18 protein-coding genes are annotated in these 24,773 nt (G+C 47.5%); 15 read left to right on the top strand and 3 right to left on the bottom strand.

Going from position 1 to position 24,773, the window contains the following annotated elements:
• Positions 1–509: 509 nt before the first annotated feature.
• On the top strand, positions 510–3,662 hold the full coding sequence (locus BMW94_RS08190; protein ID WP_090996801.1) for a GNAT family N-acetyltransferase: 3,153 nt from the start codon (positions 510–512) through the stop codon (positions 3,660–3,662).
• Position 3,663: 1 nt separating this feature from the next.
• Complete coding sequence (locus BMW94_RS08195; RefSeq protein ID WP_090996804.1) at positions 3,664–4,542, top strand: amidohydrolase family protein; 879 nt, start codon at positions 3,664–3,666, stop codon at positions 4,540–4,542.
• Between the two features lie 444 nt (positions 4,543–4,986).
• Here the strand turns inward: BMW94_RS08195 and BMW94_RS08200 are convergent, their stop codons facing one another.
• Positions 4,987–5,943 carry a phosphotransferase family protein gene (locus BMW94_RS08200; protein ID WP_090996807.1) on the bottom strand — a complete coding sequence of 319 codons (957 nt, stop codon included), beginning with the start codon at positions 5,941–5,943 and terminating at the stop codon, positions 4,987–4,989.
• A 211-nt stretch (positions 5,944–6,154) separates the two neighbouring features.
• On the opposite strand from BMW94_RS08200, the gene BMW94_RS08205 reads away from it, so the two are divergent.
• The 4 genes from BMW94_RS08205 to BMW94_RS08220 all read left to right on the top strand — a co-directional run bounded on the left by BMW94_RS08205 (position 6,155) and on the right by BMW94_RS08220 (position 10,173).
• Entirely contained in the window at positions 6,155–6,841 is a 687-nt protein-coding gene (locus tag BMW94_RS08205) for a hypothetical protein (protein WP_090996810.1), read from the top strand.
• Between the two features lie 78 nt (positions 6,842–6,919).
• The gene (locus BMW94_RS08210) at positions 6,920–7,192 is read left to right on the top strand and encodes a hypothetical protein (RefSeq protein WP_090996813.1); all 273 of its coding nucleotides are present in this window, start codon (positions 6,920–6,922) and stop codon (positions 7,190–7,192) included.
• Positions 7,193–7,432: 240 nt separating this feature from the next.
• Positions 7,433–9,490, top strand: a complete 2,058-nt coding sequence (locus tag BMW94_RS08215) for a methyl-accepting chemotaxis protein (RefSeq protein WP_090996816.1) — start codon at positions 7,433–7,435, stop codon at positions 9,488–9,490.
• A 260-nt stretch (positions 9,491–9,750) separates the two neighbouring features.
• Positions 9,751–10,173 (top strand): hypothetical protein, encoded by a 423-nt coding sequence (locus BMW94_RS08220; RefSeq protein ID WP_090996820.1) that lies wholly within the window; start codon positions 9,751–9,753, stop codon positions 10,171–10,173.
• Between the two features lie 86 nt (positions 10,174–10,259).
• Here the strand turns inward: BMW94_RS08220 and BMW94_RS08225 are convergent, their stop codons facing one another.
• Positions 10,260–10,634 (bottom strand): iron-sulfur cluster biosynthesis family protein, encoded by a 375-nt coding sequence (locus BMW94_RS08225; protein ID WP_244192784.1) that lies wholly within the window; start codon positions 10,632–10,634, stop codon positions 10,260–10,262.
• An 85-nt stretch (positions 10,635–10,719) separates the two neighbouring features.
• Here BMW94_RS08225 and BMW94_RS31130 point away from each other — a divergent pair, with 85 nt between their 5' ends.
• From BMW94_RS31130 to BMW94_RS08265, 9 genes are all read left to right on the top strand, one after another.
• Complete coding sequence (locus BMW94_RS31130; RefSeq protein ID WP_302847995.1) at positions 10,720–10,845, top strand: hypothetical protein; 126 nt, start codon at positions 10,720–10,722, stop codon at positions 10,843–10,845.
• 37 nt (positions 10,846–10,882) lie between these two features.
• Positions 10,883–11,911, top strand: a complete 1,029-nt coding sequence (locus BMW94_RS08230; protein WP_090996824.1) for a LacI family DNA-binding transcriptional regulator — start codon at positions 10,883–10,885, stop codon at positions 11,909–11,911.
• A gap of 182 nt (positions 11,912–12,093) precedes the next feature.
• Positions 12,094–13,353 carry an ABC transporter substrate-binding protein gene (locus tag BMW94_RS08235; protein WP_090996827.1) on the top strand — a complete coding sequence of 420 codons (1,260 nt, stop codon included), beginning with the start codon at positions 12,094–12,096 and terminating at the stop codon, positions 13,351–13,353.
• A gap of 78 nt (positions 13,354–13,431) precedes the next feature.
• Positions 13,432–14,319 (top strand): carbohydrate ABC transporter permease, encoded by an 888-nt coding sequence (locus BMW94_RS08240; protein WP_090996830.1) that lies wholly within the window; start codon positions 13,432–13,434, stop codon positions 14,317–14,319.
• A complete protein-coding gene (locus BMW94_RS08245; RefSeq protein ID WP_072734634.1) occupies positions 14,312–15,157 on the top strand; it encodes a carbohydrate ABC transporter permease in 846 nt (281 codons plus the stop codon). The genes BMW94_RS08240 and BMW94_RS08245 overlap by 8 nt, the downstream gene beginning before the upstream one ends.
• A gap of 82 nt (positions 15,158–15,239) precedes the next feature.
• Complete coding sequence (locus BMW94_RS08250) at positions 15,240–16,772, top strand: glycoside hydrolase family 30 protein (RefSeq protein WP_254790172.1); 1,533 nt, start codon at positions 15,240–15,242, stop codon at positions 16,770–16,772.
• A 69-nt stretch (positions 16,773–16,841) separates the two neighbouring features.
• On the top strand, positions 16,842–19,832 hold the full coding sequence (locus tag BMW94_RS08255; RefSeq protein WP_090996834.1) for a beta-galactosidase: 2,991 nt from the start codon (positions 16,842–16,844) through the stop codon (positions 19,830–19,832).
• Positions 19,833–20,120: 288 nt separating this feature from the next.
• Positions 20,121–21,455 (top strand): glycoside hydrolase family 43 protein, encoded by a 1,335-nt coding sequence (locus tag BMW94_RS08260; protein WP_090996837.1) that lies wholly within the window; start codon positions 20,121–20,123, stop codon positions 21,453–21,455.
• Positions 21,456–21,543: 88 nt separating this feature from the next.
• The gene (locus tag BMW94_RS08265; RefSeq protein ID WP_090996840.1) at positions 21,544–23,388 is read left to right on the top strand and encodes an RICIN domain-containing protein; all 1,845 of its coding nucleotides are present in this window, start codon (positions 21,544–21,546) and stop codon (positions 23,386–23,388) included.
• Between the two features lie 189 nt (positions 23,389–23,577).
• Here BMW94_RS08265 and solA read toward each other — a convergent pair whose 3' ends face one another.
• On the bottom strand, positions 23,578–24,717 hold the full coding sequence (gene solA, locus BMW94_RS08270; protein ID WP_090996843.1) for an N-methyl-L-tryptophan oxidase: 1,140 nt from the start codon (positions 24,715–24,717) through the stop codon (positions 23,578–23,580).
• Positions 24,718–24,773 lie beyond the last annotated feature (56 nt).

Below are 24,773 nucleotides of genomic sequence, written 5' to 3' on the forward strand. Positions count from 1 at the left end.
TTTGCTCTCTAAAGTGAAACAGGATACAAGACATGAAGAAATAAACTTTGGCACAGAAGGGAACGAGCTAATTTGATCATCCCCAGCCAGGCGACCGACCACTGTACTAACATAAATTTAATGGAGTAACGGGTTTTGCTGTTGTATGTCGCTTAATGAGCCAATCCCTATGAAATCAGTTCTACGCAATGTCCGTTCTATATTGGCATAATTGAAGATTAGTAGCTGATCATATTCCTAAATCCACGTCTAACTCAGAGACGTGGTTTTTTTCTTTCATACCTAAATAGATTCGTCCATCCTGACGCTTCGAACAAGAGCTTCCAAATGGAACTGATAAGTTGGAAAGAAAGATTTTTAATCCTCTGAAATTGTTTCCATTTATAGTATGATAAGACTATCGTTAGCTTCTTCAAACATGGCCAGTATTATCTCTGCGGCTAACGGGCAAAGGCCATATCGAATGACCACGAAGACCATCCTATAGATAAAGATAAGGAGATCCAAATATGACTATAACTTCGATTATCGAACAAATCCGCATTATCGAATACGATCCCTCCTACGCTGCCGCACTTGCTGATATGTGGAACCGCAGCAATGAAAGTTGGGGAGGTGGCACCAACCAGAGAACAGAGGATACCGTTCGCCGGGAGATGGAGACTTCGTCCAATCTTCATGTATTTCTTGCTGTTCATGAGACAGAGGTTGTTGGCTTCTGCAGCTTTGCCCACTACCGTTATGACGAGAATGCCCTGTATGTACCGCTATTGAATGTGCGCCCCGATTATCACGGCTACAAGGTCGGACGTAATCTGATCCTGAACGCCGTTCGCAAGACTGTGGAAGCGGGATGGCCTCGCCTGGATCTGTTCACATGGGCAGGTAACACCAAGGCTGTCCCGATGTATAAGAAATGCGGATTCTTCTGGGAGAAAAAGGATGAAAATGTGCATCTGATGAACTTCATCCCGACCATCTTACAGACGGAAGCACTTGCTCCTTATTTGGAGGAGCTGGATTGGTACGCAGACAGCACTCGCGAACTCGTCATCGAGCCGGATGGCCGACGGGAGCGTGGTTTCGATTTCTTTGATTATTCCTGGCAAAAGGGAGATATCTCCTTGCGAGCCGAATTCGAGAAATCGGGTCGCGGGCTGACAGCTCTCGAAACACCAGATTACGAAATTACCACAGAGATCGACGATCATGATCTCGTATTTGGTTCCGCATACAAGGTTCGCTACCGGATCACGAACCGCTCAGCATCCGAACTGAATTTCGAGATCAAGGGTCAGGACAACAAAAATATTCGTTTTGCGCTGGACGCTGCAAGAGCAGTTGCTCCGGGAGAAACGGTAATCGTGGAGGGCGAATTCCAACTTGATCCGGTTCAAGAGGAGCAAAGTCAGAATAAGACCCATCCCGTTGTCACAAGCACATGGCTGATCGGTGGCAGAAAAGCTGAGTTTCGTATGGGCGTTGCCCCGAAATTCCCGGCCAAGATCAACACGGTGTTGCCCGTAAAAGAGCTCTATACAGGCACTCCTGCTAAGTTATACCTGAACGTGGAGAATAATTTTGATGCCGAAGCAGAGTTCACTTTTGACCTGCCAGAAGAAGAATTCCTGGAGTGGGCAGCACGTTCGGTGCGCTTCACGGTTCCTGCAAAAGGGAAAGTCTCTGTTCCGGTAGCCTTTACCTTGCGTTCGTATGGTCTCTATTCGCGAGAAGTAGAGGTAACGGCTGTTCCGACGGATAGACAAGCGGTATCTTTTACAACCAAGCTGTCTGTTCTGATGAAGGGAACACAAGGACGTTATGGTGGAGAAAACGGGGAACAGTGGGTGGCCGTGAACGGTGCATTCTCCCTCCATATGAGCAAGCAAGAGAACAACATGTGGATTGAATACCCTGGCTCGGTTCACAAGTTCTGGTGGACCTATCCGAAGTTGGGTAAGCCATTTGCAGAAGAGTTTTCCAAGAAACAAGCCAAGGAAGTCAACATCTATCCGGAGGGAGAAAACCAAGTTCTCGAAGCACTGTATGAATCGGAAGACTTCCCTGGTATAGAGATCAAGACCGTCGTCAAGCTGTCTGCTAATGGAATCGCTGAATTTCACCACGAGATTGGGAATACTCGCAGCGCAGAGCTGGAAGAAGATATGTTCTTGATGACGAACTTCGGTTTCTTCGGTAATCGGCTTATTCTCCCGTACCAAGGCCGTTATGTGGATATGGGTGATGCGTACTCTGGCGATCCGAGCCATTGGGACAGCTCGCAAATTACAGAGAACTGGCTGTTCTGTAAGGAAGAGTACGGTGCTTGCGGTATCTATTGGGACCCTTCCCTGAAGCTGCTTCGTCCGGAACACACACTAGGGTTACAGCATGAGCTTGGCCGGATTCCAGCAGGAGCCGTTGTGCAAACGAAGGCGACCGTATTTGCTCTGAACACCTTTGCCAAATGGCAGGATTTCCGATCTTTCGCCCAAAAACGGCGGAGCCCGGTTCTACCGAAGCTGGACAACCATCTTGAGCTGGCATTGGGTGGTGGCAATCCGTTCGCCCAGGATGTACTGACAGCAGAACTGATTGAACGGAAGATGGTTCCGCTCGCTGGAAACCTGGAACTGTACGTGCAGAATGGTGGCATACCAGAGCATGTAGCTACTGATATGGAATTAAATCGAGAGCAGGATCTGCGCTCTGCTAAATTGGAATTCTGCCCTGAGGAAAAGGATGAGACAGAAGAACGTGAGTTTGGCTGGAAGGTACGGGCCGTATATCAAGGAGAGGATCGGATTCATGAACGTACCGCCCTCTGGTATCCGCAGACAGGAACAGCGGTTGATTGCGTGATTGAAGAAGGTCCAGCAGGTCCTGTGTACACGGTGAGCAATGGAGTTCTTTCGATGGCAGCTGCCCCCGGCTTCGGAAGTGTCGTGCATTCCTTGAAGTACCAGGGTGAAGAATGGCTGGACAGCACGTATCCGGAAGCAGCACCGCGTTCCTGGTGGAATCCATGGTACGGTGGACTTGGTGTAGGTATCCCTGGTATGAACGGTTTCAGCCGTCAGTTGGAACAAAGAAGCGCAGCTTGGACGGAGCAGATGGATGAATTCGGTAACGTCTGGAAAGGAATTCAGATCACGACCCGCATCGAGAAGCATGAAGCGAATCGGGGAATCACCGTACAGCAGCATTACCTCATGCTGCCCGGCGTTCCTGTTCTTTGTGAGCTGCACTCGGTTACGAACGAAAGTGGATTGGTGCTGGACTACTCGCTAGCCGAGGAACATTTCTTCAAACCCTCGCCTGTCTTTGCTGATGGTTGGTTGGAACACCCCGAGCAAGGGCGGTACCCTCTCGGAAAGGTAGACGGATATTTTCAGGCCAAGGGTTTCTTGCGAATGGGTGCAGTTTCGCGTAAAGACATGCTGCAAGCAGTGAATCGTTACCCTAATCAGAACGCTGGGGGCTTTGTGAACAATGTGGTGCTTGGTCACAATGTGTATCACAATCTGCCACTGCTGAACGGGGAAACAGTCTGGACAGAGCCGACCTATCTAATCTTGGGGCAAATGCCTCTGAATCCAGAGGATGTACGCGGCCTTCTGCAGCTAGACTTTGCAACTTCAAAAGGTAAAAAGGAGGCTTAATATGCCGATTATTGATATTCACATCCATCTGTCGGATATCGACAGCTTTCATCGAACGGCAATAGATTTATCGAAAGTGGATTACTCTGCCGCTGGCCTCAAGGCGGAGTTTGATAAGAACGACGTGATTCTTGGCATTGGTATGGGGGTTACGGAGCAGACGAAGGGAGCATTCCCGGATTCCAGTTCTCCCAACCCGATGGGACTTGATTTGGAAGAAAAGGTTCCTTCATTCCTCATGGAATGCGTCGGCATTAATCCAAACCACCTTGGTGGTGAACACGCTCAGGACGAACTGGACCGGATTGAAGCACGATTACAAGCTCCTGAGGTAGCCGGAATCAAACTATATGCGGGGTACTATCATCACTACGTGTATGACAAAATCTACACACCGGTCTATGAGCTGGCAGCCAAGTATAACGTGCCGGTAGTCATTCATACGGGGGATACGTACTCCATGAATGGATTGCTCAAGTATGCACATCCGCTGACCGTGGACGAATTAGCCTTTCAACAGCGCGGTGTGAATTTTATGATCTGCCATTTAGGTGATCCTTGGGTGATGGATGCCGCTGAAGTCGTGGCTAAGAATCCGAACGTTTACGCAGATTTGTCAGGCCTTGTTGTCGGTGATCGGCCCCATTTTGAACGGTTTATGAGCGAACCCTTGTTCATGGATCATTTCCGCCGGGCGCTGATCTATTCGGATCATTACGAGAAAATGCTGTTCGGAACCGACTGGCCACTCGCGCCGATCGATCTGTATGCAGAATTCGTCCGACGACTTGTGCCGGAGCAGCATCATGAGAAGGTATTCTATGAGAATGCTTTTGGTTTATTTCCGCGAATTAAACAGCGAATTGCAGATTTGGGTTAAGCATCAGTTCATAATTATCTGTGAGAAAGTGTAAGCCATGTAGGTCATGGAAGCATATGATTTTCAATGTTTATGCTGAATCCCTATCATGTAAGGGGTTGTCTCAAAAGGAATTCCGCCTTGCTCCAAGCGCTAATGAACCTACCGCACCTTAAAATGCGGATCATCAACGATTGCAAGATTTAACGAACCTCAGTAACTCTATTTCGTCATAAAGCGTTGTCAAAACCTAAAAAATCGACCGAATCGACGAAATAACGTCTCTGTGATTCGTTAGATCTCAGATCTGGGCAAATGGAAGCGAATAGCGTGTCTCAGGTTCATTAAAACAAAATAACACGAACAAGGGATGTTCCTGTCATATTCATGACTTATGGGGCATCCCCTTTTTATGTCCGGTAAAACAGTGAATTCATCTTATGTTTACCTGGAATGAGGAGGGGATTAGGAGAACAAAGGTTGAGTTACCATCTTCATATACTTTTTCAAGTCGTCTTTTGCATATGAGTGTTGTTCCCATACCCCAAGGTTCCAACTCATATAGCGGATGCCAAGGTATCGGGATGCCAGGGAGAAATACTTTTCGAATTGATCTTGTGGAATATCGTATCCGTGGGAACTCAGGGCCTCCCGATAGATGTTTACTTGTCTCATATGGCTACAGCGTAGAGGAATATCGAAGAACAGGGAGCCGTACCTTGCTTCCTCCCAATCAATAAAATAGACATCCTCATTGTTATGTACCAGTACGTTTCCGGGATTCAGATCATTATGGATCATCGTATGCATATGTTCATCTCTGATCAGAACTTCAAGATCATCTACGATGTTACTGGCTACAGCTTCAATTTCCGATATGATCGGTAATCCAAATTCCTCAATGAATGCTGGGCTTTCTATAGCGGTGTTCCACGAAGGTCTCCAACGGTTTTCCATCATGTCGGTGATATGAGTACGATCCACAGTGGGTATCCATGGCAGTTCTTTTTTTAACCCCATATTCGTTCCATGTATGTAAGCCAGCGCTCGTAATTCTTTATTCTGAAGCAGATCCACATCCAGATGGCTATAATCGGTTTGATAGTCCACATCCTGAATGCAGATCAAGCTGCGATCTTCAGTATGAGGCTCACTTGTTAGACTAAATGGCACATTCGCGCCTTGTGAAAATAATCTGGTCAATGCAGAGCGTTCTATGAACGTGGCTTTCTTCGTAATGACAGAAATGTCCTTTTGCACTCCATTGACTAGGAATTCAATATGATGTCGAAGCAATTCCACGGCCTGAAGTCCCAATTGGATAGGGTTACTTTCCATGCTTAGGATGTGAGCATCCGAGGATACATACTGATTAATGGTTTGCTCTATTAATGCTTGTACTGTGATAGATTCCTTACTCACCTGATCGCTCCTTCCTGCTCGTCAGTTTAAAAGCAATTTGATTTGAGGACTAAGTTTAGTATATTAAGATAAGATTTATTTGAATTTTATGGAATTAAAGTGTTTTAAAATGATATAATTACTTTTATTTGAAAAAGAACACACCTCACATGTTAGATGTGATATAATATAAATATATTACCAAATAATCAAATAAATGGAGTTTTAATCTATGAAAAAGTATGGGAAAATTCTATTAACAGCAATTATGTTTTCTTCCGTATTTTCAACAGTGGCATCTGCTTCATCAGAGGGACAGGTTTTAAGTACTAATACGCCTGGTATAGAGATTAATAATGATATTTCTCAAACAAGTACAATAGGTGTTTTTGATCCTAATTTTAAAGAAAAAGCCATAGCACAAGGACTTGATCCTGAAACAATTATTGCAGGTTATTATGTTCCTTTTGATAAGACTCGTTCCAATCTATCAAGTGATCAGGTGGTTCCTTCTGCGTTAGGAGATTATTATCTGAAAAACATTGATATGACACAAATTACTGGAAATGTTATTGATCGCGCGGCTGGAAAAGGCCCAGCACCTCTATCCTTGTCTGTTAATGATGGTGTATCTACTACTTTCTCTGCTGAGATTTCTTCGAAAGTAGGGTGGGGAGGTGCAGAGATTGCTGCGAAGCTAGGTACGACCTATCAGGCAACTCGCACCTTCAACAAAACATACGGACCAATCCAAATTCCTGCAAATAAAACATACACCATTTACTGCGCACCAACATACAATTACTACTCATTCCAGATATGGAAACAAGGTTTATTTTCTGATTCTCATATTGGCACTTATGAGTATAAAGAACCAACAGGTTTATACTTTTACTGGCAAGATACTACTGGTTGGTAACTAGACATAATTTCATAATTTTGGTAGTATGGTAGCGCATACAATAGTGATATTATATTACCAAAGGAGAATCTAACTTTGAAAAGTAAAATGAATTCCTTGTTAGCGCTTGTTTGTTCTTTTGTATTATTTGTTATTGGATTTCAGTTCATTGCTCGAAGTACTGATTGGGGTATGGACAAAGCTATGTTGGTTTTGGCAGAATATCAAAATGTAAAATCTGATACTACTGATATCTTTGGTAGTTTTATTAACTCAGAAATTTGGTCGTACAAAATTGAAGGAATACTATTTATTTTTTTAGGGATGTTAATGTTGTATTTAGCAAATTCATTACGAAGTAAAAAATAAGGAAAAAGTATTCGGGTCCCGAATACTTTTTCCTTTTTTATTTATACCAAAAGAGTAAATTAAAGAAAATATAATACTAGTTACATATAGTTCTATTTATATATAGATGAATATGAGTTTTAAAAAAACATTTTCAGTGCAAACGTTTTTCCTGCTGAACAATTGATTGATATCTACCGATATAAAGTTAACCCATACAATATTGGACACAATCAAGGATGAAATGGAAGGTGGATTCATTTGGTATTCGCGAAGGCCAGAGAACGCATGATCAACATGTCGTTCAGAGTCAAATTGCCGCTAATGATCGGTTTACTGGTAACCCTCGTATTGGCGGTAACTGCGGTATTATCTTACACGGTAGCAGCAGTCATTACCCTCGACAAAAGCAAGGATGAGATTAAAGCAACCTCTGACCGGATTGGTGCGGGCTTGTTCACTGCACTAACATTGGAAGAACAGTCCACGTTTCTGATTACAACACATCGTACATTCCAGGAATTGCTGGAGATTCGAAATAGCGAAGAACAGAATGATGATGTCTTTTTCTCGGAAAATAGTGAACTCGTGGATAAGTCCAATGGGATATTGGCAGACAGCCTGGCAGGAATGGAGGGTAACAGTGTTCTAATTCTCTTGGATCGGAAAGGCGTTGTCGTTGCAGCGAATAATCCCGAAGTGGTCGGTGGAGAACGCGCCGGCCGTGCTTATTTTCAACAGGCGCTGCAAGGGCAGAGTGTCATCAGTGAGGGTGTAATCTCTGAATCTTTGGGGACGCTGGGAACGGTCTTTGCAATACCAATCTACAATGATAACAAGGAAGTGGAAGGCGTGCTCGCGTCTACTGCCTCAACTTCATTTTTCGTTGACCAGCTTCAGAATATCAACATTAATGAAGAGGGAAAAGTCATGATTCTGGACCGCGTCGGTATGGTGATGTTCAATTCAGCCGATGAGAAGATGGTGGGGCAGAAGCTTGAGTCTGATGAATATCAGTCCCTGATTAATTTGCCTTCTAACGAGCAGTTGCAACAAGGCGATGTTAGCACAAAGGATAAAGTCGTCTTTTATTCCAAAATTCCAAGATCGGATTGGACCATCATTGTTGAAGATAAACTAAGTGATGTGCAGAAGCCGTTAGGGGCAATGGCGAAACAGATGTATATTGTTCTGTTCAGCGCAATTGCGGTGTCTGTCATCGCAGGAATACTGATCTCCCTGCTGGTTACCAGACCTATTACGAGACTGACAGCATTGTTCAGACAACTTGCAGACGGGGACCTGACGGTGCAGGCTAAGGGCAAATATAGCGGAGAATTCAAACAACTGGTGGACAGCTTTAACACGATGGCGGCGGGCAACCAACAGCTGATTTCCAGTATGAATCATTCCATCAGCGTGCTGAAAACAAGTACAACCGAGCTGGATCACTCCACCCAGCTGACCTCGACCTCCATTGCCGAAACAACGACAACGGCGTTTGAAATTTCACGAGCCATGGAGTCGCAAGCCAATGATACGGAAGCGATAGTGGATAAATTCATGAATGTGGGCCATAAAATTGAGAACGTCAATGAGATGTCACAGTCGGTGAAACTCAAGGCAGATGAGATCACGGATGCATTCAAGAGCAACCATGAGGTCATTGATGCGTTGATTGCGGTAAACGAACAGAACGAGGCCGAAGTGAGCAATATTTCCAAGATTACAGTGCAGCTCGCTGAAAGTTCCTCCGGCATTCACCAGATTACAGGTACGATAACCGAGATTGCGAATCAGACGAAACTGCTTGCACTCAATGCCTCTATTGAAGCCGCTAGGGCGGGTGAACATGGACGTGGCTTTGCCGTCGTTGCATCGGAGATCCGCAAACTGGCGGAGCAGACCACAGCCCAATCGGAGGATATCAAGCGGATTGTGATGCAGACGATTGATCACGTCGAGCAGAATAACCGGAGTGTACAAGCCATTGAGGCGATTGCTGAACAGCAAAAGAGCAGTGTAGGCCAGACCAAGGAAACGTTCAATTTTGTTACCCAAAATATGAATAAAATGATGGACCAGGTTCAGGGCATTGCCTCCGAGATTGAATCCATTGAACGCGATAAAGATGACGTCATTGGAGCAGCACAGAACTTATCTGCTTCGGGTGAAGAAGTGTCCGCATCCGTGGAGGAAGTAACCGCGACGATGGAGGAACAGTCAGGCATGACTGAGCATCTGGCAGAGATGGTACAGACCATCGATGGGTTGACCAAACAGCTTGCTGAAGCATCATCCCGGTTCAAAACAAAGTAAATAAGCGCATGATGTCATTTGACATGAAGGCATAATAAAAGCGTAACAATTTTGGTTCAGTTTGAACCAGAATAGAACTCAACCTCCAAGCCTGTTTAGTTAAGGGCGAGGAGGTTTTATTTTTTTTATAAATAGAGATCGGATGCATCAATTGGAAAGATTGTTATGTGGAAAATAAGGTTAGCAACGAAACATTTATTGTTATATCAACGTCCAAATAGGAAAGTATTGTAAATTCAGAATGAGAAGGTGGGAACTTGATGCAAACACGAAGAAAAGTATTCATTGGCTTCATCGCATGTCTCTTATTCATTCCTTCAGCAGCTTCAGCTCAGGAAGCTCAACTGAGGGCACCCGTGGTCAAAGCAGTAAAAGTGAAAGTGAAAAAAAACTGCCCTTTAGTGATCCTTGAACCCCTTCAAATGCTCATAGACGAATATAAACTGAATAAAACAGAAGAAAAGATCGAAGTGAGTATTATGCTTAGATATGATCTGAACATCTCCAAACAAAACTTTTTGAAAACGAAATTCTCTGCGTTCAAGGACGCTGTCACCGACAGGGATGGATTCGGAGGATACAGTTTTTTTGCCAAGTTGACCATCACCGAAATAGAGGAAGTGAGCACATGGGATGCGATCTCTACCATTTCACTCCCATCGGACACGGTGTCCATCTATTAATTTTGTTGAGAAATCCACAACAAAAGCCGGTCAACCCTTATGGGTGCCGGCTTTTGTCCTATGTGTAGTTTCAAGATCAGTCTTAGTTATCGTACGAACCAACTGAGCGGCTGAGGCGAAGTGTCTGCGGTATCCCGAAGATCATGGACCTTGACATGATTGCCATAGATCATGGAATCACTGCTCAATCGGTAGGAAGGGAAACTGTTCTCTGATTGCAGGCGAAGGCAAGGCTCGAAATAAATCTGTTGCTGTTTGTTGATAAGGAAAGGCAGCGAATCGGATTCAATCCGAATGTCATCACTGTCCGGCTCGTTAACGATCAGAAGCACAGCAGTACCATCACATCCGCATCCATCGGTGTCATAAAACAGCTTGAAATAGCCCGGCCGATCTCCCAGCATCGCGTTAAGTCTTGATTCTGCCAGCGGACTGACCTGAATGATCATAACGTCGTTCACACTCCTCTAATCACCTTATGAGTTCGCTTACAATCTAATATATGGAACATTGGTGTGAAATAGAAGGGGAAGCAGGCTGAATTCGATGGAAATTTCAACTGTGGTGGATTATACGATCCAACGGTTCAATTACCTGAATATCAACGGAGGAAACGCTGCGATGGAGCCTCGGAATGAAACCCATTTCATCCCGATTCCTTATCTGGTATGATAAGCAGGAATATTAGAGAAAAAGGATGGTTCCACATATGACACCGATTACCATATATGACATCGCCAAAGAAGCGAACGTATCCGTATCCACGGTCTCCCGTGTGCTGAATGATACGGCACCTGTGCGTGCAAGCACGAGGGAGAAGATCATGTCCATCATTGAAAAACACCAGTTCCAACCCAACGCGCAGGCGCGCAGTCTGATCAAGAAAGAGACGGGTACCATTGCAATCATCCTGCCGGACATTACGAATCCCTTCTTCCCGGAAGTGTTCTGGGGAGCTGAGAACGAGGCACGTGGATTGGGGTATACGTTCTTCCTGTGCAATACGGCCGGCGATTACAGCCGGGAGTCCGAGTATTTGTCCATTTTGCGTGAGAAGCGGGTAGATGGCATTATTTTTCTCGGTGGACGAATCAACATGCAGGTCTGTCCGAATGAGATGGCTCAGGAATTGATTGATATGGGCAAACGCATGCCAATCGTGCTGGTCAATGGCAACATTGCCAAAGGCGGATTCCATCGGGTGTATACGGATGAAGGGGCCGGGGCCGTTTTGGCTGCTGAACATTTGCTCGAACTGGGACATCGGGATATTGCTTTTGTGGGCGGTTTGAAAGAGTTGTCCACCACGATGGTTAAGGTCAAGGCTGTTCAGAAAAAACTGCGTGAGCATGGACTCGAAATTCCGAAAGAGCGTCAACTGCTTGGAAGCTTCTCCATTGAAGATGGCAAACGGGAGATGTCTAAGCTGCTGGACCGTGGAAACCCTCCAACTGCGGTGATCTGTGTGAACGACTACACGGCGATTGGTGCGATTAAGGCGACCATTGAGCATGGCTTATCGATTCCGAAGGATATTTCCATTGTCGGTTTTGATGATACGCCGCTCGCAAGTGCGGTTATACCGGAACTGACAACTGTTTCTCAGAATACGTATCAGCTGGGCAAGCTGGCCGTGGACAAGCTGCATGAGCTAATTAATCAGGGTAATCCGAAGAAACAGACCATTTTGCAACCAGAGCTTGTTGTTCGCCAAAGTACTGGACCCGCACCACGATGAATGGATAATGCTTGAAAAAGAAAGCGTTGACATTTCTTCGGAGGGTGAAATATAATGAGGTCGTAAATGAAACCCCTTTCATAAACTGGAACGGGTTTTAATTTTAAACGTTATGAAACCCATTTCATGAAACGGGTTTCAGTTTTCTGATCTTCCATTCATATTTCAAGGGGGCGCGCGGTATGAGAAAAAGTTTAAAGGTCATTTCGTTATTGATGCTGGTCATGGTAATGGGTCTGACAGCCTGTAGCAAGGGTGACAGCAGTGCAGCTGGTGGCAAGGTTGATCTGAGCATGACGATCTGGGGCTCGGAGGACGAGAAGAAGATTTATCAGGAGAGACTCGACATTGTGAAGAAGACCTACCCCGATATTAATGTGAAACTGAACGTCGTTGCCGGGGACTATGACCAAAAGGTTCAGACGATGATCGCCGGAGGAACCGCACCAGACATCATGATGATTGCCGAGAACTATCAGGCGTACGCCTCCAAAAACCAAATTGTATCACTGGATGATATGATCCAGGCCAACAATGTGAACATGTCAGAGCGTTATTCTGACGACATCGCCAACCTGATGAAATTCGATGGCAAACAGTTCGGAATGCCAGACCGCGCAGGCGCAATGGTACTCTTTTACAACAAAGACCTGTTCGACAAGGCCGGGGTGGAATATCCGACCAAGGAATGGACGCAGGAAGACCTGCTCGCTGCTGCTAAGAAGCTGACAGTGAAAGAGAACGGTAAAACGGTTCAATGGGGGTACTACCCAGGCAGCTGGTGGCCGCAATGGATGCAGTTGATCTACCAAAACGGTGGTTCCCTGTTCGATGAGAGCGGCAAACCAACCTTTAATACCGAACCTGTACGTAAAGCACTGCAATTCATGAATGATCTGACCTTCACGCATGGTGTGGGACCAACGCCAACCGAGATTGCCGACATGGGAAATATCGGTGCTGACCCATTGTTTGCCCAAGGCAAGATTGCCATGGAGACGACGGGATTCTGGAATATCGGTTCACTTGCCAAGGTGGAAGGCATCAATTGGGACATTTCTCCGATATGGGGAGAGACCAACGCTTTCTTCAATGGCTTTACGATTACGAACGCATCCAAACATAAGGAAGAGGCATTCAAAATCATAGAAGCGCTGACTACACCAGAAGCACAATTACCGATGATCAAGGCTGGTCAGGATGCTCCGGCAACGAAGGCAGGTCTGTCCAGTGATGAGTTCCTGAATGCCGAATATGGTGGCAAGAAAATCAACATGGCTGCTTTCAGCGAGTCCACCATCTACGCCGAGCCGTTCAATCCGCAATGGAATGAAATGATGAAGCTCATTAACGACAAGCTGGGTGTCTACTTCAACAATAAAGCCTCACTGGATGATACCGTGACTGAAATTCAGAGCGGACTGGAAAGAATCTACAAATAGCATCGACAGGGGACAGACGGAATTCGGCATGAATGAATCCGGGTTTCGTCTGCTCGCTTCGTTATGGGAGGGCTTAACGTGAGAAAAAAGGACGGGAAATGGTTCTATATCTTCATCTCGCCTTGGCTGATTGGATTCCTTGGACTTACCTTGGGTCCGATCCTGTTTTCCATCTACATGAGCTTCACCAATTGGGATCTGTTCCAGTCTCCTGAATTCATCGGTATGGACAATTACCAAAATCTGTTGACCGATGACCCAATCTTCTGGAAATCCGTAGGCAATACCTTCTTCTACGCATTAATATCGATTCCGCTGGGCATGTCCATCTCGCTCTGGATTGCGTATTACCTCAATAAAAAAATTAAAGGTATTACCTTCTTCCGCATCCTGTTCTATCTGCCATCTGTCGTTCCGGTGGTTGCAAGCTCACTGCTCTTCATCCATCTGCTTGCTCCAACGGAAGGCTTGATCAACCAGGCGCTTGCCATCTTCGGCATTCAAGGTCCGGCCTGGCTGCTTGATCCGAACTGGGTTAAACCAGCCTTGATCCTCATGTCGCTATGGGGCGTCGGGGGCGGCGTGGTACTGCTGCTGGCGGGTATGAAAGGTATTCCTCAGGAGCTGTACGAGGCCGCCGCCATTGATGGGGCGAAGAGCTCGCAATCGTTCTTCCACATTACATTTCCAATGCTGACTCCCGTCATCTTCTTCAATCTCGTCACCGGGATGATCGGGGCGCTCCAGACGTTCGCACAGGTATTCATCGTTACAGCAGGTGGACCGGACAATGCCAGTCAGATGGTTGTTCCTTACCTGTTCCAAAATGCGTTCCAGTTCTACAAAATGGGATATGCATCGGCCATTGCCTGGGTGCTGTTCATCATCATCATGGCGCTCACCCTGGTTGTGTTCCGTTCGTCGGCGCTATGGGTGCATTACGAGGAGGGAAAAGCAAATGAGTAATCCATCCACTGTGGAAAAGACGATATCTTACATTTTTCTGATTCTGGTTGGGGTGCTGCTTGCTTCCCCTTTCCTGTACATGATCTCCATCGCACTGGCGAGTGACGCTACAACCGTAAAATCAGCCTTTACCTTCATACCGCTCGAATTCCAATGGTCCAATTTCTACACGATCTTCACGAATAATAATCTGGGTACTTATCTGAAAAATTCAGTCATTATTACCGTCATTACCATTATCGGATCGGTATTGTCAGCTTCGGTCGTATCTTACGGCTTCGCTCGGATCAAGGCGAGAGGCAGTCGGTTCCTGTTCATTGTACTGCTTAGTACGATGATGATTCCGGGCGAAGTGACGATGGTGCCGCAGTTCATCATCTTCCGTCATCTGGATTGGATCAATACATTCTATCCACTGATCGTGCCGAGTTTTTTCGCCGGAGCCTTCAACGTATTTCTCATTAGGCAGTTCGTCATGAGCATTCCGAAGTCGCTTGATGAAGCTGCTATGATCGATGGCATGGGACATCCGGGTATCTACTGGAAGATCATTATGCCACTCACCTATCCGATACTTGCCGCCATCGCCATTTTCTCGTTTTCCTATAACTGGGGGAACTTCATGGGGCCGCTCATTTACATCAATGATCCGGAGAAAATGCCGCTGGCGCTAGGTGTTCAGCTTCTGACCACGGTAGGTGGCGGACAGATGCCACCGTGGAACCTGGTTATGATTGCTTCCCTGTTCCTGACCATTCCGATGGTATTGGTATATCTGTTCGGACAGCGTTATGTCTATGAAGCGAATATCAGTGGTGGCAGCAGCGGGATCAAGTAACGGGAGGTGAAAACAGTGTTGAAGCCAATGGTGAAAACCAACAACCCTCTACATCGCACATGGTTAAAGGGCTGCAAGAATTATGAATAACAACAAGGACCCTTTCAACAATGACAACCATAATCATCACAAGCAGCGCAGGTGGCGCAGCCGGAGTTACATCCTGATGGGTGTGGCCCTGGCCGCGCTGCTCGCGGGAGGAGGAATTATCATCAATCATTTTGCCAATGAATCATCCAGGACACTTGCATTCCAAGGTGAGCCGGTACGTCTGAAGCTGGAGCAATCCTATGATCATTTTGAAGGCTGGGGCACATCGCTTGCATGGTGGGCTAACGATCTTGGAGGATGGAAAGATCAAGCAAAAGTCGACGAAGTCATGGACCTGGTGTTTGATGCAGAGAAAGGGCTAGGTCTGAACATTGTTCGCTACAATATTGGTGGTGAGGAAAATCCCGATATGAAGGCGCTTCGGCCCGGAGGAGATGTTCCAGGCTTCCAGCCTGAACCCGGCGTATGGGACTGGGAGGCAGATGCAGGACAACGTGCTGTATTAAAGGGATCTCTGGAACGTGGGGTCAACATTGCCGAGGCGTTCTCCAATTCACCACCATACTGGATGACGATCAGCGGCTCGGTTACGGGTGCTGTGGATGGCAGCAACAATCTTCGAGAGGATCAGTACGATGCATTTGCCGATTATCTGACCGAGGTCGTGAAGCATTATCGCGATGAGTGGGGCATTACGTTCCGTACACTTGACCCCCTCAATGAACCTTCCTCGGACTGGTGGAAGAAAGGCAACATGCAGGAAGGCAGTCATTTTACCAATGACAAACAAGCCGAGATTATCAAGAAGGTTGCAGCATCACTCAAAAGTAAAGGGTTGGACGGTACAGTGATCAGTGCAGCGGACGATAACAGCATTGACGAGACGGTGCACAATTTCAGCCTCTATGATCAGGATACGATCGATGTGATCGACCAGATTAACACGCACTCCTATAATGGTAGCAAAATGGAAGAGCTTCGCACGCTGGCCGAACGGTATGGCAAGAAACTGTGGATGTCCGAGTATGGGACGGGTGGCAGCGAACCGCATAGTCATGAGGACATGACTTCCGTACAGGAGCTCGCGGAGCGCATTATGTTCGATCTGAAAATCATGCAGCCTTCTGCCTGGGTGTATTGGCAGGCCGTTGAAGATGAAGGTGCCAACAACAACTGGGGCTTCATTCATGCGAATTTTAATGGAGAAGAGCAGTACGAGATGACGAAGCAGTATTATGGCATGGCCCAGTTTACGAAATTCATCCGTCCAGGCGCAACGATTATTCCAACAGATGATGGGCGAACACTGGCTGCCTATGATGCAGAGCAGAAGAGACTGGTATTGGTCATTCGCAATGAGTTATCTGCCGGAACCACAGCACTTGAACTGGGGGCATTTGATTACAGCAGTACTTCTACAGCACAGGTTTATCAGACGTCGCCGGATCGCAATATGGAGCAGCTTGAAGATGTTCCGTTGTATGCTAATGGATTGGAAGTATCGACTGCGGACAATTCCATCACCACCGTTGTATTAGAAGGCGTAACGCTGCAGGCGAACTGAGGGTTAGGCAATTTATCATTTTCTGTCATCGCAGTGATGAACTCAAACACAGAGAAGGAGGGCTTATCTTTGACAGAGATACCATCCCTATTGCTTCAGGAGCAGGAGAAGAATACACAGACGAGGGCTGAGCACGGCGTTCGATCTGAACTGACTTATGATCAGCGCAGCTTCATCATGAATGGAGAACGAGTATTTCTGAACAGTGCCACCATTCATTATTTCCGCATGCCGAGGCAGGAATGGCGAGAGGTATTAATGAAGGCGAAGCTGGCTGGCATGAATTGCATCGATACCTATTTTGCCTGGAACGTGCATGAGCCGGAGGAAGGACAATGGTCGTTCGAAGGAGACCATGATTGTGGTGCCTTTCTGGATATGTGTGCAGAGCTGGGCATGTATGTAATCACGAGGCCGGGTCCGTTTATTTGCGCAGAATGGGATTTTGGCGGCTTTCCGTATTGGCTGGAAACGAAGCAGGGAATTAAGTTCCGACAAAATAATGAAGCCTATCTGCATTATGTAGATCTGTATTTTGACCGGATCATTCCAATCATTCGTGAGCGCCAGCTATCTGCCGGAGGCACTGTTATTCTTGTACAGGTCGAGAACGAATACGGATATCTGATGGATGATGCAGCAGCAAGTGCTCATATGAACTACCTTCGGGACAGCCTGCTTCAGCGAGGGATTGACGTTCCGCTGATCACCTGTGTAGGGGGCGTGGAGGGCACGATTGAAGGGGCCAACTTCTGGTCAGGGGCTGACGGGCATTATGCGAAGCTTCGGGAGAAACAGCCAGATACACCCAAGATCGTTACGGAATTTTGGACGGGATGGTTTGAGAACTGGGGTGGGCCTTCTGCCATTCAGAAGACGGCGCCACTGTTTGAGAAACGCATGATGGAAATTCTTCGCACCGGTTATACCGGAATCAGTCATTACATGTTCTACGGCGGGACCAACTTTGGCGGATATGGTGGCAGAACCGTGGGCAGCAGCGATATTTTCATGATTACCTCCTACGATTATGATGCGCCGCTGAACGAGTACGGACGGGTAACGGCCAAGTATGCTGTGGCCAAGACGTTATCCTATTTTGTCCATGCGTTTGGAAAATTGCTGATGGAGACGGAGGAAGTACCGGCAGAGCAGATCAAGGTACGTCATCCGCAAGGCGTTTCTATCCGAGGCAGGTCTAAAGGCAGCGAGAAGATATGGTTCTTGGAGAATCACAAGGATGAGCGCGAGACGTTTCATGTCACGTTGGAGGAAGGCCGGACACTTCCTGTTGCCCTGAACCCCGGACAGATTATTCCGATACTGGATCGGGTAGAAATTGCCGAGAATGTATACCTGACAGGTGGCACGATGATTACGGGCAATGAAGTGGTGAATGGAGAATTGACCCTGTTCATCGTTGCGGAGGCGGGACAGCGTTCAGTTGTGGAACTGGAGACGAACGTCTTGAATGTACAGGGCAGCAGCATGCAAGTACGGGTTGAACGTGATCAGTTAAACGGAGCCTATCGCTTCGATCTGGTACATTTCCGTGAGCCAGGCATCATTCATCTGGAGGCAAGCGGTGCTCCCCTTCGGTTTGTGGTTCTGGACAAGGAAACGATGGATCGCACATGGAGAATCAAGGGAAAGGGAGGGACGAATCAGCTGCGTTACGCAATCGGATTTGATGATGTAGATGTCTCCCTTTCCGGGCAGGTCACGGGTATGATCTCTGATCCAAATCGGAATATGTTGCTTCTCGGCAGCTGGACGGATGGTGAACGGACGTTGACTGGACGTGAGTTCATATACGGTGAAGCCAACGATTCAGAGAGCGGCATGCAGGATGAGCATGTTCAGGAATCATCCGCAGCAATTCAGCATGCTCCGTTCACCACGCCGCAAATGCCACCGAGACTGACGGATTCCCCTGAGCTGTCTCGTGTGACATTGACAGCGGAACAGCGTGCTTTGAGTGGTCAACCAGAGCATTTTTCCCAGTACGGACAGGATTTCGGGTATCTGTTATACGAGTGCGATTTCGACCGTTCGGTGGATGGAATCACCACCCTTATTCTGCCGGATCTCCAGGACACGGCCCGAATATATGTCAATCGTGTAGAGCAGGCACTGGTTCGTCAAGTTGGTGCAGCGGGTGTTCAGGTGCAGACGACGAAAGGAAAGAATACACTTCAGGTGCTGGTACAGCATATGGGCAGGCTGAATTTTTCTCCGTATTTGGGTGAAAGCAAAGGTCTGGCAGGATCTGTGTACATCGGCGGCTCCGTTCAGGACATACGCCGGAATTGGCATACGGAGCATGGAGTGGTGCACCTTGATGAAGTGAATCATCTTGAGGAGGCCCAGCTTCTGAGCAGAAGCTTTACGCTGGATGGCATGGACCGTGCGATTCTCGTTGGAGCGGTGAGCCAAGGATTGCGCATGAATGGCATGGATGTACCAATGGAAGGATATCAGAACTGGTTTTCGTTCAACACGTTGGATATCTCCCTTTACTTGAGGCTTGGAGAGATCAATACGCTGGAGATGCCTTATAGCAGAACACCGCTGAACCGGCTGGAACTGATCCTGTACCGGAGTGAGGATGAGCTGCAGGATTGGCGCATGGCAGGTACAGATGCCTTGCTTCCACGACAATGGGGATTATATGAGCCACCGAACGTTTCAGGTCATCTCGACACCTATCGGCAGGATGCGGACTATAGTGGCAATTGGAATGCCATGTCTGTCGGGAATGGTTCGTACGGTCAACCTGTCTGGTACCGCTGGCGCTTCTCCAAGTCAGCTGTGCCCGAACACTTCCGAGTGAACCTGATGCTTCGTCTTACCGGGATGAGCAAGGGAACACTTCATCTGAACGGGCACCATCTGGGACGTTACTGGCAGATCGGTCCGCAAGAGGATTACAAAATTCCGGTATCCTGGCTGCAGGATGAGAATGAATTGCTGTTATTTGATGAGGAAGGTCGAACACCAGAACGGGTGCGTTTCTTTTATGATAACTTGTCCCAATATCCATGGGGTGTGGTCGAATAGATCTTCTTTTCATTGTACCGTATAAGGGAATTGGGTCTGTTCTGATCAGTCATGTCCTGTCCTAGCTCGTCGTATTTGTTCTCCTTGTGGAGGCTGCTTGGATGATTGAATCTATAGATTCTGAACCTCCCGGCAGCTCTTGCAAGGTGAATGGACAACGAGGATAGCTCGTATCGTTTATTGAAACCGTTTACATAATGAAGGTGTTGTGCGGCTACGCGATCTGTGAGGGGGGTGATGTTTGGCTAAAGGTATGCCTGTCCCACATTTTGAATAAGGAGATGACCTATGTACACAAGGAAAAGATGGAGTACAAGATTATTCAAAGTTTGCAAGTCCGGCATGATCATGCTGCTCGGAGCATTGCTTCTATTCATCACGTTATTCCCAAATACAGCGAGAGCAGCAACAAGTGTTTACACGATTTCGGCTTTTACCAATACGAGCGAATCCAATCTGTATATCTACGAATCCTACAATGCGACGAATTACGGTTTGCTAAAAGGGCCAGCCTATACACCCCCGGCGAATCTGATCCGTGATCCCAGCATCATGAAACATACGGATGGGCTGTATTATGTCGTTTATACGACGAACTGGTCAGGTAATACGATCGGCATCGCATCAAGCACAGATAAGGTGAATTGGACGTTTGTCCGCAATATTACCCTATCTGCACCCACCACGATTGCACATACCTGGGCACCGGAATGGTTCAAAGACAGCAACGGCAGTCTGAACATCATCGTGTCTATTTCCCCAGGCAACTATGAGAACTTCAAACCTTATGTCATCACGGCGACCAATGCAACCCTGTCTTCCACAACATGGTCTGCTGCCACAGAGCTCGCAGGCATTGCACCCAACTACATCGATACCTTCATCGTCAAGACAGGATCAACCTACCATGCATTCACCAAGAATGAGACCACCAAGTATATCGAATACGCTACAGCTACTTCCCTCACCGGACCTTACACATTCAAAGGGACAGGGGATTGGGCAGGATGGGGTTCCTGGGTAGAGGGACCTGCGCTTGTCCAGCTGGATAACGGTTCCTGGCGAATCTATTTTGACGGTTACTCTACACAAAAATATTATTACAGCGACTCTGCTGACGGGTTTCAGACCTGGAGTGCAAAGCAGGAGCTTGCCGGTCTGACCGGACTCGTCCGGCACATGACCGTCCTGAAAGAAACCGGGCAGCCTGGCGATATCCGCAAGCTGGAGTCCTATAATGTGCCAGGCAGCTTCATTCGCCATTACAACTATGTGGCCCGAATCGATGCCAGTGTCAGTCCCGCAGAGGACGCACAGTTCCGGATTGTGCCCGGTCTGTCGAATGCCACAGGAATTTCGTTTGAGGCCATGAATTATCCGGGTTATTACCTGCGCAACAATAACGGTGCAATCGTGCTGGTGAAAAATGACGGCAGCGCAGCCTTCCGCAATGATGCCACGTTCAAACGGGTGAGTGGACTCGCGAACGCTAGCTGGACATCTTACGCCTCTTTCAGCAACCCGAATTTGTACCTGAGACATTACAATAATGTGCTGAAATTGGAAGCTGTTGTTACGGTGATTGACAAGGCGGATGCTACGTTTAGGGAGATTGCACAGTAATCTTCTGTTCTGAGATTCTTTCATTGAAACGGAACTCATTTTATCTCATGAAACGGAACTCATTTTACTTTCAGAAGGAGTGAATTGAATGAAATGGTTGAAACGGTTGGGCACCATGCTGCTGGCAGGAAGCTTGCTGACAGGCAGTCTGGGTCTTGGCTCAGAAGTTTCCGCTGCGGGTTCTTATACAGCCACCGCAGATCCCTCGAAGCAGTACCAGACCATTGAAGGTTGGGGAACGTCCCTTGCCTGGTGGGGCAAAGTGGTCGGAGAGTACTCCAACCGGGATGAGTACGTAGAGAAAATGTTTAATCCAACCACCGGATTAGGCTTGAACGTCCTGCGTTACAACATTGGAGGCGGGGATAATCCTTCATCGAATGTTCTGGAATATCGCAAGGCTGTGCCAGGATATCAGCCTTCCCCGGGCGTGTATGACTGGACCGCAGATGCGAATCAGCGCTATATGCTGCAATCGGCCAAAGCGCAAGGCGTGAACGTCATTGAAGCCTTTGCGAACTCGGCACCCTACTGGATGACCATTAGTGGAAGTGTGTCCGGTGCCGCGAATGGTGGCAACAATCTCAAGCCGGATTATTATGATGATTTTGCTGATTATCTCACAGAGGTCGTGAAGCATTTCAGAGATAACTGGGGCATCACGTTCGACACCGTAACGCCGCTCAATGAACCGATCTCCACTTGGTGGAAGCAGGGCAACGATCAGGAGGGCATGCACTTTGATCGGGCAGATCAGAACACGATTCTGAGTCATTTGCAATCCTCGCTCAATGCAAAGGGATTATCAACAAAGCTGAGCGCGCCAGAAGAATACAGTCTGGATGACACAACCACTTCCTTCAACAGTTACAGCAGTGCAGTGAAGTCTGCGATCAGCCAGATTAACACACATACCTATGGGGGAAGCAACCGTGCATCGTTGCGGAATACAGCGACTTCAGCGGGAAAACATCTCTGGACCTCAGAATATGGAGACGGGGATGCCAGTGGACTAACGATGTCACGCACGATCCTTAAGGATATACGCAACATGGGGGCGAGTGCGTGGGTGTACTGGCAGGCTGTAGATAGTGCGGATGGCTGGGGATTTTTCAAAAATGTACTGAATAACACGCAAACGACCAGCTACACCGTGAATCAGAAATATTATGTCATGGGCAACTACAGCAAGTTTATTCGTCCCGGAACCAAGATCATTGGCATGAGTGATGCCAATACACTTGCTGCCTATGATGCGGCTTCTGGCAAAGTGGTGCTGGTTACCACCAACTCGGAAGCCACCGATACAACGGTGACGTATGATCTGAGCCGATTTACAAGCCTGGGAACATCCGCTCAAGTGTATCGCACATCCTCTACGGAGAAGTTGCAGCAATTGACTAACATCAACATTCAGAATAAAAAGTTTACAGCCACCGCCAAAGCGAGCTCGGTTACGACCTATGTCATATCCGGCGCGACGTATAGTGGCGGCACAGGATATGAATCCGGGGCGATCTATAAGCTGATCAATCGGAACAGTGGTCTCGCTCTGGATGTGAATGGGGCCTCCACTGCCGGGGGTGCAACGATTATCCAGTGGAACGACAATGGCGCAGCCAACCAACAATGGAAGCTGGAGTCTGCAGGCAACGGTTATTATAAGATCCGTAACGTAGGCAGTGGTTTGCTGCTGGATGTGAATCAGAGCTCTACTCAAGGAGGAGAAGCCTTGATTCAGTGGCAGGATAACGGGGGCAACAATCAACAATGGTTACCGGTGGATGTCGGAGGATATCTTGTGCTCGTGAACCGCAATAGCGGCTTAACCGTTGATATCAACCAGAGCTCCACAACCGCTGGTGCCTCGACCATTCAATGGGCAGACAATGGTGGAGCCAATCAGCAATGGAGTTTGGTTAAAGTGAATTAAAAGTAGAGTATTCATTGCGCGGACTGCTCTCGCTTTAGAATGATTCAACGTTGCTAAGGTAAGATACTCCTTTCTTGAAGCAGGATGCGCTATGCCACACGGCACGGCTCAAGAGAGGAGCTCTTCCTGATACACCAAATCGAGTCAGCTTACGTTCAGTACGAATCAGCCTTCTCCGGGGCTAGTGCTCTAATGAAAACGGGAAAGGGCAAATCGTCCGATATCCTGATTCGTATGTCCTGTTTGCACCAAGTCAGACAATATTTTGCCCACTGCACTTGCAAATTTGAAGCCATGACCGGAGAAACCGCCTGCCAGCCATACATGGTTATGGGTAGGGTGACGGTCGATAATAAAATCTTCGTCCGGTGTGAACTCATATTTGCATACCGCACTACGCTTCAGCTTTCCAGCTGCCAGTGGCATCCGAAGTTCAAGCAATCTCCGCAGATCACCCTCATCCGTTTCATCAGAGCCAAATGGAGCCAGTGTACCGCCTGGTGTCCACTCCTGCCCCGTATCGTGACGTCCAATCTTCAGACCCGACCCGCCAATGCTCGGAAATCCGTAATATCCGCCTTCTTTTCCAGCCAGCGTAAAACCAGGAAAGTGATCCTCGGCGAACAACGCCTCCGGTGCATCGAACCATCCCACGGTTTTGCGTACAGCTCGAATCGGAAGGTTCACGAACGGTTTCAGCGTCTGAAACCATGCCCCGGCACTGAGAATGACCTGGTTCGCATAATAGGTCTCGCCAGCAGATGTGATGACTCCAACAGAATCTGTGCTGCACTCGATATGTTCCACACGTGTATGCGTCAACAGGGTGGCACCCAATGCTTCGGCTGCCTGACGGAAGGCGAGCACGCAGCGTTCACTGAACAAATATCCTGCATCAGGCTCATACATTCCCTCGTAATGTTCGGGGACTTCAATGCCTGGCCACCGTTTCATGATTTCGGCAGCGCGCAAGGTTTCATACCGAATCCCCGCATTCTCAGCATGGGTTAAACGATTGTGAAAAGAATGGATGTCCGGGTCAACTACATTCAAGACACCCGAACGTACAAGCAATTTGGACGCGGTCGTATCCTCCAGTTCTTCCCACAGTTCCTGCGCCAGAAGTGCCATCGCTATATAATCAGGTCCCCCGCTGTACACGTGGCGGATAAGCCGTGGTTCTCCGTGATGACTGCCTTCCGTGTGCGGAGGATCAAAGGCATCAATCAGCAATGTTTTTAATCCACTACGCGCAAGATAATAACCTGCACTCATGCCCATCGATCCGGCTCCAACGATAATGACATCATAGGAATTTGATATAACCATCCCTCCTTCCGCTTATTTTTCAGAGACCACTCTTATACAGGATAATCTAGTCTTCA

It is taken from the genome of Paenibacillus sp. OK003, assembly GCF_900109515.1.
In the GTDB taxonomy this organism is placed as follows: Bacteria; Bacillota; Bacilli; order Paenibacillales; family Paenibacillaceae; genus Paenibacillus; species Paenibacillus marchantiae.